The organism is Streptomyces sp. NPDC093591 (assembly GCF_044764885.1).
In the GTDB taxonomy this organism is placed as follows: Bacteria; Actinomycetota; Actinomycetes; order Streptomycetales; family Streptomycetaceae; genus Streptomyces.
Map to the genome: position 1 here is coordinate 21,695 of NZ_JBIWIY010000001.1, position 12,807 is coordinate 34,501.

Consider the following 12,807-nt stretch of genomic DNA (forward strand, 5'->3'; position numbering starts at 1 on the left):
AAGGCAGGAACATGAGCAACGACGACGACAGGACCGAGCCGGCCCCCGTCCTTGAGGACGCGTCAGCCGCCGAGCTGACCAGCGACGACCTCATCGAGGAGGTCTCCATCGACGGCATGTGCGGCGTCTACTGATGGACCCGCTGCTGGGAGAGCCGTGGAACCTGTCGCCGTCGGTGGCGTTGCGGCCGGAACCGTTCGGAGCGCTGGCCTACCACTTCGGCAACCGCAAGCTGACGTTTCTGAAGCGGCCGGAGCTCGTGCGGGTCGTCCGGGCGCTCGACACGCACCCGGACGTGCGTTCGGCACTGGGCGCGGCCGGTGTCCCGGCCTCCCAGCACACGGCGTACGCCGCGGCGCTGCGCGCCCTGGCCGCCACCGACGTGATCCGCCCGAGGAAAGCTCATGAAAGCTCGTGAAAGCCCGGGAAAGGGGACCGCATGACCACCGCGCCTGAGCGGCCGCAGCCGCCTGCCCGCGCTTCACTCGTCCAACAGTTCGAGCTGGGTCTGGACGCGCCGATCTGCCTGACCTGGGAACTCACCTATGCCTGCAACCTGGAGTGCGCGCACTGCCTCTCCAGCAGTGGCCGCCGGGACCCGCGCGAACTGACCACCGCGCAGTGCGAGGCCGTCATCGACGAACTGCGGCGCATGCAGGTCTTCTACGTCAACATCGGGGGCGGTGAGCCGACCATACGCCCGGACTTCTGGCACCTGCTGGAGTACGCGGTGGACCACCAGGTCGGCGTGAAGTTCTCCACCAACGGCGTCCGCCTCACGCCCGAGCGCGCGCGCTTCCTGGCCGGCACCGACTACGTCGACGTACAGATCTCCCTGGACGGTGCGACAGCCGAGGTGAACGACTACGTACGCGGCCCCGGCTCCTACGACACGGCTCTGACCGCCCTGCGGAACCTGGCGGACGCCGGCTTCCGCGACGCCAAGATCTCCGTCGTCTGCACCCGGCAGAACATCGGCCAGCTCGACGAGTTCAAGGCGGTGGCCGACCGCTTCGGCGCCACCCTGCGCCTGACCCGCCTGCGCCCCTCCGGCCGCGGCGCCGACGTGTGGGACGAACTCCATCCCCGCCCCGAACAGCAACGCGAGCTCTACGACTGGCTGATGGCCCACGGGGAGGACGTGCTGACGGGCGATTCGTTCTTCCACCTCGCGGCGTTCGGGCAGTCCCTGCCGGGCCTCAACCTGTGCGGGGCCGGACGTGTGGTGTGCCTGATCGACCCGGTCGGCGACGTCTACGCCTGCCCCTTCGCCATCCACGAGCAGTTCCTGGCGGGCAACGTGCTCCACGACGGCGGGTTCCAGCGCGTCTGGCAGACCTCGGCGCTCTTCCGTGAACTCCGCTCGCCGCAGACCGGCGGCGCCTGCGCGTCGTGCCGGTTCTACGACGGCTGCCGCGGTGGATGCATGGCCGCGAAGTTCTTCACCGGCCTGCCGCTCGACGGACCGGACCCCGAATGCGTCCAGGGCTACGGCGAGAGCGCCCTCGCCGATCCGGCGCGGACCGTCCCGGCACCCAGCCAGGACCACTCCAGGGCGGCGCCCACCCGCAACCAGCCGGTGATGCTGACCCTCGGCCCCCGTCCCGACGCGCTCACCCTGCCCGGCACGCCGCCCGTGTCGGCCTGCGCGCAGAGCCCGCTCGCGGGCTTCGCCCCTGCCGACCCCGGCCACTGACACACAAGGAACGCCCCATGCCCCAGCGCGCCCGGCTCCCGAAGATCGAGAACCCGTGGAAGCAGAACCCCTGGTTCGAATCCGTCGCGGTCGCCCAGCGGCGGGCCCGCAAGCGACTTCCCGCGCCGGTGTACGGCGCACTGGCCGCCGGCTCCGAGCGCGGCCAGAGCGTCACCGACAACCAGGCCGCCTTCGCCGAGATCGGCCTCGCGCCCGTGGTGGCCGGGCAGAACGCGAAGCGGACGATGGAAAGCTCGGTCATGGGCCAGGAGATCTCCCTGCCCGTGCTCATCAGCCCGACCGGAGTCCAGGCCGTCCACCCCGACGGCGAGGTCGCCGTGGCTCGAGCCGCAGCGGCCCGCGGCACCGTCATGGGACTGTCGAACTTCGCCAGCCGCCCGGTGGAGGAGGTCACCGCCACCGGCGCCCCGACGTTCTTCCAGATGTACTGGACCGGCGACCGCGACGTCATGACCCAGCGTATGCAGCGCGCGGCGGACGCCGGTGCGGCCGGGCTGATCGCCACCCTCGACTGGTCCTTCTCCATGGGCCGCGACTGGGGCAGCCCGGAGATCCCGGAGAAGGTCGACCTCAAAACCATGGTGCGGATGGCCCCCAAGGTCGTCACCAGGCCGCGCTGGCTGTGGGAGTTCGGCAGGAGCGGGCGGATCCCCGACCTCACCGCCCCCAACCTCGCCCCGCCCGGAGGGGACGCGCCGACGTTCTTCGGCGCCTACTACGAGTGGATGACCACCCCACCTCCAAGCTGGGACGACGTCGCCTGGATGCGGCAGCAGTGGAACCAGATCAGCGGCAAGCCGTTCATGCTCAAAGGCGTCAGCCGCGTCGACGACGCGCTCCGCTCGGTCGACGCCGGCGTCGACGCCATCTCGGTCTCCAACCACGGCGGCAACAACCTCGACGGCACACCGGCGGCCATCCGCATGGTCCGGCCCGTCGCCGAGGCCGTCGGCGACCAGATCGAGGTCGTCATGGACGGGGGCATCCGCCGCGGATCCGACGTGGTCAAGGCCCTCGCGCTCGGCGCGAGAGCGGTGATGATCGGCCGGGCGTACCTGTGGGGACTCGCGGCCAACGGCCAGGCCGGCGTCGAGAACGTCCTCGACATCCTGCGCGGCGGCATCGACTCCGCCCTGCTCGGCATGGGCGTGGCCTCGATCGGAGAGCTGAGCCCGGAACTGCTCGTAGTGCCGGACGGATTCGACCGCGCACTCGGTACGAGCGGCACGTCCCGGTGAGCCGCTCACTCGCGAACGCCACCACGTTCGCCCTCCCGCGGGCGGCGACCGTCCTGGTCCCGGTCGGCTCGATCGAACAGCACGGACCCCACCTGCCGCTGAACACCGACACCGTCATCGCCGACGCCGTCGCGCACCGCGCCGCGGACCTCCTCGGCCGTGACGACGTGCTCGTCGGACCGCCGGTCTCCTACGCCGCCAGCGGAGAGCACCAGCAGTTCGCCGGAACCAGCTCGATCGGAACCGAGGCGCTCAGGACGGTCATCCTCGAACTCGCCCGGTCGCTCAGGACATGGGCGGCACGCGTGGTCTTCGTCAACGCCCACGGCGGCAACCTGCGGGCTCTCGACGGGGCGATCCGACAGCTCGTCGCTGAAGGCCACGACGCCATGTGGCTGCCCTGCGCGACACGGCAGGCGGACCCGCACGCGGGCCGGACCGAGACCTCCCTCATGCTTCACCTGATCCCCCGCTCGGTGCGCCTCGACCTCGCCGGGGCGGGCAACACCGCGCCGCTCGAGGAGCTCATGCCTCATCTGCTCGCCGGAGGCATGGGCGCGGTCTCGGCCAATGGTGTCCTCGGTGACCCGGCCGGTGCCTCGGCCAAGGAGGGACGGCACCTGCTGGAGGAGATGGCGCAGGACGTCGCCGGACGCGTACGAGCAGTTCTCCCCGCCCTCGCCGGTGCCGGGAGTGGAGGTGCGGTCGGATGAGGGTGGCTCTGGTCACCGGCGCGGCCCGCGGGATAGGCGCGGCAGTGGTCCGCCGCCTCGCCGAGGACGGCTGTGCCGTGCTGGCCCTCGACTGGTGTGCCGGGCCCGCGGCGGTGCCGTATCCCATGCCCACCGAGGACGACCTGAAGTCGGTCGCCGCGCCCTACGAGCACGTCGTGACCCGGGTGGCGGACGTCCGCGACCGCGCCGCCCTGAAGGCGGCGGCCGACACGGCCGTCGCCCGCTGGGGGCGGCTCGACGCGGCCGTGGCCGCCGCCGGTGTCGTCGCCGGCGGCTCTCCCCTCTGGGAGACGGCCGAGGACGAACTGGACCTGCTGTGGGACATCGACGCCAAAGGCGTGTGGAACACCGCCGTGGTGGCGGTCCCGCGCATGCTGGCCGGTCCGGATCCGGGCGGCTGCCGGTTCGTCGCGGTGGCCTCGGCTGCGGGCAGCCACGGCATGTTCCACCTCGCTGCCTACAACGCCGCCAAACACGCGGTCGTGGGCATGGTCCGCGGACTCGCCGCCGACCTCGTGGGCACCGGGATCTCCGCCGTCGCCGTCTCCCCGGGCTCGACCGACACCGCCATGCTCCGCCGCACGGCAGAGCTGTACGACGACGCGGACGTGGCGGATCTCGTCGCCCATCAGGCCATCCGGCGGCCCATCACCGCGGACGAGATGGCCGCCTGCGTCGCCTTCTGCTGCTCTCCCGCCGGGGTGGTCCTCAACGGTGGTGTCGTGCACGCGGACGGCGGGTACCCGCTGTGACCACGGCCCGGCGCGTGCTCCCCGACGGCTTCACTGTCCGCGTGCGCCGTGACGTGCTGCGCCGCGAGCGAGGCCGGACGCTCGTGGGAGGTTCGCCGCTGCGGCTGGTCCGGCTCAGCGACTGCGCGATCGCGGCACTCGACGGCGACCTGCTGCGGGTACGTGACGCCGTGAGCGGGACACTCGCCCGGCGACTGCTCGACGCCAACATCGCCGACCCTGTGTTCGACAGCACAGTGCCACCTGCCGCGGACCTGACCGTCGTCATCCCGGTGCGTGACCGGCCCGAGCAGCTGGACCGGGCACTCGGAGCCCTGAGCCCGCTCACCTGCGTGGTGGTGGACGACGCCTCGGAGGACCCCGGTGCGGTGGCGCGCGTGGCGGCACGGCACGGAGCCAGGCTCGTGACCCTGGCGGACAACGCGGGACCGGCCGGGGCACGCAACGCGGGACTGCGTGCGGTGGCTACGCCACTCGTCGCCTTCGTGGACTCCGACGTCGAGGTCACCGCCCGCACACTGCGGCGGCTGGCACGGCACCTGACGGACCCCTCGGTGGCCATGGTGGGCCCCCTGGTGCGCAGCAAGTCCCGTACCACCAGGCCGCGTTGGTTCGAGCGGTACGACGAACAGGCGTCGTCGCTCGCGCTCGGGCACCGGCCGTGCTCGGTCCGGCCCGGCGCCGCGGTCGGCTGGCTGCCGAGCGCGTGTCTCGTCGGACGCGTCGAGCACCTGGGCGACTGCTTCGACCCGGCGCTGCGCGTCGGCGAGGACGTCGACCTGGTCTGGCGGCTCGTCGACCGGGGGCTCGTCGTCCGCTACGACCCGGCCGAGATCGCGTTCCACGACGCGCGTCCGACGGTCAGGGCGTGGCTGGGCCGGAAGTTCGTGTACGGCACCGGCGGCGCCGACCTCGCCGCGCGGCACGGCACGACCGTCGCCCCCGCCGTCGTACCGCCCGTAGCCGCACTGAGCGCCGCCGCGCTTCTGGTGCGCCGCCGCTGGTCCTGGCCGCTCGCGGCGGCCTGCCTGGTCACCACGCACGCACGCCTGCGCCGGACACTGTCCGACACCACGGGGCAGGGCCACCTCGCGGCGCGGCTGACAGCGCGGGGCACGGGCTGGGCCGTCCGGCAGGAGGCCGCTCTGCTGGTGCGCCACAGCTGGCCGTTGGCCGCCGCCGCGGCATGCGTGAGCTCCTCGGCCCGGCGCGCCGTCGTCAGCGCACTGGTCGTGGACACGGCGGTCCAGCTCTCGGAGTTGCGACGCCCGGTTCACCCTTCATGGGTCGTGGCCCGGCAACTCGACAACCTCGCGTACGGAGGCGGGTTGTGGTGGGGCGCGCTGCGCCGGAGGGACGCCAAGTGTCTGGTGCCGAGGTTCCCGCACAAGAAGTGAGCGGGCGAAGGCACTTGAGATCCATCGTCACCGACTGAACGGAGATCACGACCATGACGGATGTCTCGGTCCTGGGTATGGGCAAGATGGGTTCGGCCATCACCAGGAAGTTCCTCGCGGATGGTCGCAGTGTCACCGTCTGGAACCGCACGCCTGGCAGGACCGGTGAGCTGGAAGCCCTGGGCGCACAGTGCGCGCCCTACGCGGCGGCCGCCATCGCCGCCAGCCCGGTGACCGTGCTCACCGTCCTCGGCTACGACACCGCTGTGGGGCTCCTGCCCGAGCCGGGCTCCCTGAACGGCAAGGACATCGTCAACTTCACGACCGGTGGCGCCGCCGCGGCCGTCGCGTTCGAAGCCGAGGTCGTGGGGCGCGGGGGCCGGCTTCTCGAAGGTGTCCTGCTGTGCTACCCGTCGCAGATCGGAAGCGCGGACGCGGTCATCCATTACTCGGGGTCCCAGGAGGCGTGGGAGACGCACCGTGAGATCCTCCAGCCCCTCGCGGGCGGGACGGACCACCTCGGAACGGCCGTCGAGCTGGCCAATGTCATGGGCGAGGCCGCGCTGGCCTTCACCACCCCCATCCTGGCCGCCGCGATGGAAGCGGCCGCCTACGGTGAGTCCCACGGCCTCCCGGCTGCCACGCTACTGCCCCGGTTCCTCAACGCGTTCCCCCTGGTCGCGGACTTCCTGACCACGGCGCAGCAGAAGATCGCCCGCGACGACTTCACTGCGGAGGAGGCCACTCTCGGCGTCTACCTGGCGGGCATCGAAGGTGTCGCGTCCTCCATGAAGGAGACCGGAATCGACGCGCGCGTCCTTGAGGCGACGCTGCGGCAGATGCGCTCCACGTGTGACGAGGCCGGAGCGGACGCGGACTTCGCCGCCATCTACGCCGAGCTCCTCCGCAAGAGCCGGGCGAGCCAGGGGTAGCCCCACCGCCCCTGTCGGTGTGTGGTCTCAGCTCACCGCGCGACCCGTTGGGCCTGGGCGCGGTAGGTGCTGGGATTGACCCCCTTCACGCGTTTGAACGCGTTGCTGAAGGCGAACGCGTCGGCGTAGCCGACCTCGTGTGCCACGGCGGCGATGCTCAGGTCGGGCTGGTCGGCGAGGCGGTCGGCGGCGACTGTCATGCGCCACCGGGTCAGGTAGGTCAGGGGTGGTTCGCCGACCAGGTCGGTGAACCGTTTGGCGAGGGTGGCGCGGGACACGCCAGCACGTCGAGCCAGCGCGGCGACGGTCCAGGGGGCGCCGATCTCGGAGTGGACGAGCCGCAGTACCGGGCCGACGACCGGGTCGTGCTGGGCCGAATACCACGGGGGTGCTGATTCACGCTGGTCGTCGAACCAGGCGCGCAGGGTGCAGACGAGCAGCCAGTCGAGGAGCCGGTCGAGAACGATCTGCTGCCCTGGCCGGTCGGCGGCCACCTCGGAGGCGAGGAAGCGTGCCACCGCGGCGGCATCCTCATCGGCGTCGACGGGGACCCGCAGCACGGGTGGCAGTGCCTCCATCAGCCGGTCGCCGATCTCTCCGTGCACCGGGTAGGCGCCGGTGACCATTGCCGCGGTGGTGTCCTTCGCGTCACGGAAGGAAAAGGGCTCGGGCCCGCGGACGACGACACAGTCACCGAACGCGACCCGCAGCGGCTCCTGCCCCTCCCGCACGATCCATCCGCCGCCGTCGACGATCACGCACAACGTCAGTGGGGCCCCCTCGACGAAATCGACAGACCACGGAGCGGAGAGCGTCGAGTAGCCGAAGACCGAACCATGGGAACGCACACCACGAAGAAGGTCACCGAACGCATCCATGCCCCTGAGCTTAGACGAACGCAAAGGTCTACTGGCTTTGTGGCTATGGATGCGTCCAGAAGTGGGCGTTTGAATGGGTTCATGAGTGAAAACATGATCGTAGTGGTCGGCGCGACCGGGAAGACTGGTCGCCGAGTAAGCGCGCGCCTGAGGCTCCTCGGTGAACGTGTACGTCCGGTGTCGCGCTCAAGCGCCATTCGCTTCGACTGGGCGGACCCGGACGGATGGGACGCCGTACTCACCGGCGCGACCGCCGCCTACGTCGTCGCGCCGCCCGCTCCCGGGCCCATGGGCAAGTTCGTCGAGCGGGCTCAGGCCCTCGGGCTGCGGCGTCTTGTCCTGCTGTCGGCTCGCGCGGCCGATGCCTGGGAGGATTCCGCGTTCGGCCAGGAGGTGCAGGACGCCGAGCGGGTGGTGCGCCAGTCGTCTCTGGACTGGACCATTGTGCGGCCGTCGAACTTCGCCCAGAACTTCGACGAGGACGTCTTCGCCGAACCTCTGCTCGGCGGCGAACTCGCCCTGCCGGCCGGAGACGAGGTCCTTGAGCCGTTCATCGACATCGAGGACGTGGCGGCGGTCGTGGCCGAGGTGCTGACGAAGCCGGGCCATGAAGGACAGACCTACGAACTGACCGGGCCGCGTTGCCTGACCTTCGCCGAGGCGACGGCGTTGATCGCCGCGGCGTCGGACCGGCCGATCGCCTACCGGCAGGTCGCACCCGAGCAGTACGCCGACATGCTCGTGGACGGCGGGCTGTCTCGCGAGGTCGCGGAGTACGTCTCGGGGATGTTCGTCCTTCTCGGCGAACACGAGATCGGCCGCCAGACCACCGACGACGTCCGGCGCGTCCTCGGCCGAAAACCCGCGCCGTTCGAGGACTACGTCGTGCGCACCGCAGCAGCCGGTAAGTGGCACGCATAAGAGTGCCGAGGCCGTACTGAGTTCCGGACCCCCTTCATGTGGATTCATGTGGACCTGCCGCTGCAGTCCGCCCATTGGTTGGCCCAGTTCGGTGAGCGCTCGCGGGATTCGGCGAAGTGGCCGAGCCTGAGCGCGTTCGTGCGGGCAGGCCCCCTCGCCCTGCCCGCACCGGCACGCGTTTCTAATGCGATCGTGATGGCGCCCGTGAGGAGCGCGAAGGCGGGATGTAGGTGAGCGAGACGGGATTCCCCACTTCAGGGCGGTCTTGTGGAAGTCGCCGAGGTCGGCCTTGACGAGGCTGAGCGGGACCCACAGCGGTGCGGAGGTGGGGCCCATCATGTGCAGGATCTGGCCGATGGCTCCGGCGCGGGCGATCTCGTTGGCGTGGATGCCGTAGTGGCTCGCGGACTCGGCGAGGACGGGGATGACGCCGAACCAGTAGGCGTCTTTCGACGGAGCAGGCGCTTAGAAGGCACGTGCTCTATCCACTGAGCTACGGGGGCTGACCTGCGAAAACGCAGCTTCCTTGCGCTGTCCCCCAGGGCGCGGGGGACACATGGGGGAATCGTAGATCCCTGGTGGCCGGGGGACGCGTGCGTTCTCCGACCGGGCCGTACGTAGGATCTCACACTCCGAAGCCCCTCGCGGAAACAAACCTGTACCTCATCGGCGTTGGTGATCACCGAGCCGAGGAGGGGAAGGTGTCAGGCCTGAAGCTGTTCCACACGACGAATAGAGGCGTGACCGAGGTCATGCCGCGCCTTGCTGAGGTCGAGGCGGATGTGCAGGACCTCATCGAGGCGCACATGGAGACAATGCTGGGCGTGCGGTTCCTGGCGAGCGAGTACGTCATCGACTGCGTTGATGGCGGGCGGATTGACTCACTGGGAGTCGACGAGAATTTCGCACCCGTGGTCGTCGAGTACAAGCGCGGCACGGATGCCGGTGTGATCAACCAGGGCCTGTACTACATGGCGTGGCTCATGGCCCACAAGGACGCCTTCCGGAACCTGGTCCGCGACCGATTCGGGGCGTCGGCCGCGTCCCAGATCCTGTGGAGCGCACCCCGTCTGATCTGTGTCGCCGGCGACTTCACCCGCTACGACGCGCACGCCGTGCGTGAGCACCGGCGCTCGATCGACCTGGTCCGCTACCGGTACTTCGGCAACGACCTCATCGGCCTTGAGACCGTGGCCTCCGTCACCGGGCATTCGGACACGGCAAGGCGGATCCGCCGGCGCGCGGCCGGGGCGAAGCCTGCCCGTAGGCAGGGCGGAGCCCTGGCGGAGCTGGCCGAAGCGGTCGACGAGGTGCTGCTCGGCCTCGGGGACGGCATCACCCGGGTCCAGCGCAAGCAGTACGCGGCGTACCAGCGGCTGCGGAACTTCGCCTGCGTCTGCCCGCCGCAGCAGACCAAGCTCCTCGTCTACCTCAAGGCCGACCCGAAGGCGGTCGACATCGTGCCCGGCTTCACTCGGGACGTGACGGGGCTCGGCCACCACGGCACGGGTGACCTGGAGGTGCAGCTGCGTACGGAGCGGGACCTGGAGCGGGCCCAGGACCTGTTCCGTCTCAGCTACGCCGCGGCGTAGGGATCGCTCGCTGGCGCGTTGGCCCGAGCGGAGTGTGGAGTTGTGAGTCCTTGTGATGGTGCCTTTCGACGCGACGTGCAGGGATGGCGGTGGACCACCAATAGTGCGGCGGATCCCCGGTTTCGCTAACCGGGGATCCCGTGCTATGTATCGCCCTGCCCGTGGTGCCGTTGCGGAATCTCTTAGGCTGACGACGAGAGACGAAGCGGGAACCCGGTGACCCACGCCTTCCCCAGGTTTCGAGCCCTCCTGGGCGGATGACAACCGGCCCTGCGCGCCGGCGCCCGCCTGTACAAGGACGCGTTTCGAACCTTCCTGGGCTGATGACGACGCCCACCAGCGCAGGTCGTCCGTACGACGGGTGTAGTTTCGAACACTCTTGGGCTTATGGCGACATGGGGCGCCGCGCTGCTCGACCAGATCCCCGTCAAGTTGCGAGCCCTCCTGGGTTGATGACGACCCCGCACGGCCTCTCCCTCGCATGGGTCCCCGGACCGGTGTTGCGAACCCTCCTGGGCTGATGACGACCGGTTCCTGGGGCACGGCCGCGGCCACGATCCTCGCGTTGCGAACCCTCCTGTGCTGACGACGACGGTGCGCCAGACGCGCTCACCAGCCGCTCGTACTAGTTTCGATCCCTCCTGGGCTGATGATGACGTCTGCGGCTATGCCGGCCCGTCGGTGTGGCACCGGTTACGATCCCTCCTGGGCTGATGAGGATCCGCTCTGAGGGCTACGGGCTGGCCCTCCTGGAGTCGTTGCAAACCCTCTTGGGCTGATGACGACGAACCCTCCTGGGCTGAACGACGACGCGTGATCTGCACCGGTGCGTACCCCGGCCAGCTCACCTTTCGAACCCTTCTGGGCTGATGACGACCGGCATCGGAGATACGCAGGTCCGCAAGGACATCAGGTTCCGAACTCTCTTGAGCTGATGACGACACGTCATGCCCACGGACGGGCTGGCCGAGCTGCAGGCGTTCCGAACCCTATTGGGCTGATAAAGACCATGCTCCTGGACGACGTTGGCCACGAACACTCCACGTCTTGAACCCTCCTGGGCTGATGCCGACCTCGCTGCTCAGTGGCCCGCCAATGATCTCGACCATGTTGCGAACTCTCCTGGGCTGATGACGACGCTGCTACTGCTCCTGTACACCTGCTGCCTGCGCATGTTTCGAACCCTCCTGGGCTGATGACGACGAGTTGGAGCGCATCCGATCCGTTCTGCAGAGCCAGTTTCGAACCTCTTGGGCTGGCCCCGACAGCCTTTCAGATCCGGACGATGCTCACGTTTCGAGCCCTCCTGGGCTGATGACGACAAGGACGGGCTGATCGTCGCGGTATTCCGGCACTAGTTTCAAACCCTCTTGGGCTGATGAAGACCCGGGCATCGAGCGGGCGCTGGGCATCGACATCGTGTTTCGAACCCTCTTGGGCTCGTGACGACCCGCTACCTGACCGTGTGCCTGGAACGCAGTCCCTAGTTTCGAACCCTACTGGGCTGATGAAGACTCGACCCGAGCGAGACTGCTCCAGCCGCCCTCGTGCGGTTTCCAACCCTCCTGGGCTGATGACGACCACCTGGGAGACCCCCGAGTGGCTAGGGCGGCGTTCAGCGGACCCACCGAGGCGACCCCAACTGGCCCCATTTATAGGATGATTGGTGAAGATCAGGCGTTGCGAGGTGGCTCCGGAGAGCGGGTTGATTTGGGACCACTGGCTTGACGGCGAAGTGGGCGGTGTAGCGTCTGGGTGCTGGTGATCAAGCCGTTCGGGGAGGGGCGGGGCGGGTGCGGGGGATCTGGGACGAGACGCCGCGCGGGCTGCGTGTTGGGTGCGTGGCGCTGTGGGCGGTCGGCGCGGTGCTGCTCGGCCTGGGCTGGTGGGGAGATCACGCGGGATTCTGGGCGGACAAGGCGTTCCTTACCAATGTCTTCTCGTCCGTGACGGCCGCGGCGTTCGGTGTCCCGCTGGCCCTGGTGGTCCTCAACCGGGTGGCCATGGTGCAGGCCGAGGCGGTGGAAGCCCGTGCCGGGCGGCGTCTGGCCATGCGGGTGGCCGGTGATTTCGCCGCGTCCGTGCCCCGGCTGGTCCCCGGCCCTGCGGCTCGTCTCGACGACGCGGCCTCCGGGCTGCTCGCTGTGGAGCGGACTGCGCAGGCAGCTCTCAATGGCTGGGAGCCGAACCGGGACGACGGTGCTCTTGCTGAGCTCCGGCAGCAGCTCACGGACGGGACGCTGGAACACGCCCTGGAGGAGTTCCGCGCCGCGGTGCGTCCGGGCAGCCAGGCCGTGCCGGCAGTGGCGGAAGTGGCGGCGCACTGGTCGTTTTTGAACACGACCGTGCGCAGCAGGCTGCTGGAGACCGGTGGGGCATGGCTGAGCGCACATCTGGCCGCCCAGATCGACGAGTACGTATCCCGGCTGACGGCCGACCCCTATCTGGACGGCTGGCTGCGCGACCTGGACATCGCGCAACGGCGGTTCACGGGCAGCGGGGACATCTCCGGGGCACTGCACGAGCTGTGGCGCCAGCTGGAGATGGGATCGGAGGTGGCCGAGGCCGTGATCGGACTCGGCGCCTTGAGCCGGGAGGCTCGTGCCGTCCTCGCACCACCAGATGCCCGCACTGCCGCATGAACCG

12 protein-coding genes are annotated in these 12,807 nt (G+C 69.7%); 11 read left to right on the forward strand and 1 reads right to left on the reverse strand.

The genetic code is table 11. The features are described 5' to 3' along the window. Positions 1–11 precede the first annotated feature (11 nt). From mftA to ACIREI_RS00135, 8 genes are read left to right on the forward strand one after another with little or no spacing between them, the layout of a single operon-like run. Positions 12–134: a mycofactocin precursor MftA gene (gene mftA, locus ACIREI_RS00100; protein ID WP_403325391.1), complete on the forward strand. Its 123-nt coding sequence runs from the start codon at positions 12–14 to the stop codon at positions 132–134. Beyond that, positions 134–418 (forward strand): mycofactocin biosynthesis chaperone MftB, encoded by a 285-nt coding sequence (gene mftB, locus ACIREI_RS00105; RefSeq protein ID WP_403325393.1) that lies wholly within the window; start codon positions 134–136, stop codon positions 416–418. The genes mftA and mftB overlap by 1 nt, the downstream gene beginning before the upstream one ends. A 21-nt stretch (positions 419–439) precedes the next feature. Then, complete coding sequence (gene mftC / locus ACIREI_RS00110; RefSeq protein ID WP_403325395.1) at positions 440–1,696, forward strand: mycofactocin radical SAM maturase; 1,257 nt, start codon at positions 440–442, stop codon at positions 1,694–1,696. A 17-nt stretch (positions 1,697–1,713) separates the two neighbouring features. Then, positions 1,714–2,955 carry a pre-mycofactocin synthase MftD gene (gene mftD / locus ACIREI_RS00115; protein ID WP_403325397.1) on the forward strand — a complete coding sequence of 414 codons (1,242 nt, stop codon included), beginning with the start codon at positions 1,714–1,716 and terminating at the stop codon, positions 2,953–2,955. Continuing rightward, on the forward strand, positions 2,952–3,668 hold the full coding sequence (gene mftE, locus ACIREI_RS00120) for a mycofactocin biosynthesis peptidyl-dipeptidase MftE (protein WP_403325399.1): 717 nt from the start codon (positions 2,952–2,954) through the stop codon (positions 3,666–3,668). Before mftD ends, mftE begins: the two co-directional genes overlap by 4 nt. Further along, positions 3,665–4,441 carry a mycofactocin-coupled SDR family oxidoreductase gene (locus ACIREI_RS00125; RefSeq protein ID WP_403325401.1) on the forward strand — a complete coding sequence of 259 codons (777 nt, stop codon included), beginning with the start codon at positions 3,665–3,667 and terminating at the stop codon, positions 4,439–4,441. The genes mftE and ACIREI_RS00125 overlap by 4 nt, the downstream gene beginning before the upstream one ends. Continuing rightward, positions 4,438–5,838 carry a mycofactocin biosynthesis glycosyltransferase MftF gene (gene mftF / locus ACIREI_RS00130; protein WP_403325403.1) on the forward strand — a complete coding sequence of 467 codons (1,401 nt, stop codon included), beginning with the start codon at positions 4,438–4,440 and terminating at the stop codon, positions 5,836–5,838. Before ACIREI_RS00125 ends, mftF begins: the two co-directional genes overlap by 4 nt. Positions 5,839–5,891: 53 nt before the next feature. Further along, the gene (locus ACIREI_RS00135; protein WP_403325406.1) at positions 5,892–6,770 is read left to right on the forward strand and encodes an NAD(P)-binding domain-containing protein; all 879 of its coding nucleotides are present in this window, start codon (positions 5,892–5,894) and stop codon (positions 6,768–6,770) included. A 32-nt stretch (positions 6,771–6,802) separates the two neighbouring features. Here the strand turns inward: ACIREI_RS00135 and ACIREI_RS00140 are convergent, their stop codons facing one another. Further along, positions 6,803–7,648, reverse strand: coding sequence for an AraC family transcriptional regulator (locus tag ACIREI_RS00140; RefSeq protein WP_403325409.1), 846 nt, complete (start codon positions 7,646–7,648; stop codon positions 6,803–6,805). 81 nt (positions 7,649–7,729) lie between these two features. Here ACIREI_RS00140 and ACIREI_RS00145 point away from each other — a divergent pair, with 81 nt between their 5' ends. The 3 genes from ACIREI_RS00145 to ACIREI_RS00155 all read left to right on the forward strand — a co-directional run bounded on the left by ACIREI_RS00145 (position 7,730) and on the right by ACIREI_RS00155 (position 12,803). Next, positions 7,730–8,569 carry an NAD(P)H-binding protein gene (locus tag ACIREI_RS00145; RefSeq protein WP_403326835.1) on the forward strand — a complete coding sequence of 280 codons (840 nt, stop codon included), beginning with the start codon at positions 7,730–7,732 and terminating at the stop codon, positions 8,567–8,569. A gap of 701 nt (positions 8,570–9,270) precedes the next feature. Further along, positions 9,271–10,161 carry a DUF5655 domain-containing protein gene (locus ACIREI_RS00150; RefSeq protein ID WP_403325412.1) on the forward strand — a complete coding sequence of 297 codons (891 nt, stop codon included), beginning with the start codon at positions 9,271–9,273 and terminating at the stop codon, positions 10,159–10,161. A 1,793-nt stretch (positions 10,162–11,954) separates the two neighbouring features. Continuing rightward, the gene (locus tag ACIREI_RS00155; protein ID WP_403325415.1) at positions 11,955–12,803 is read left to right on the forward strand and encodes a hypothetical protein; all 849 of its coding nucleotides are present in this window, start codon (positions 11,955–11,957) and stop codon (positions 12,801–12,803) included. Positions 12,804–12,807 lie beyond the last annotated feature (4 nt).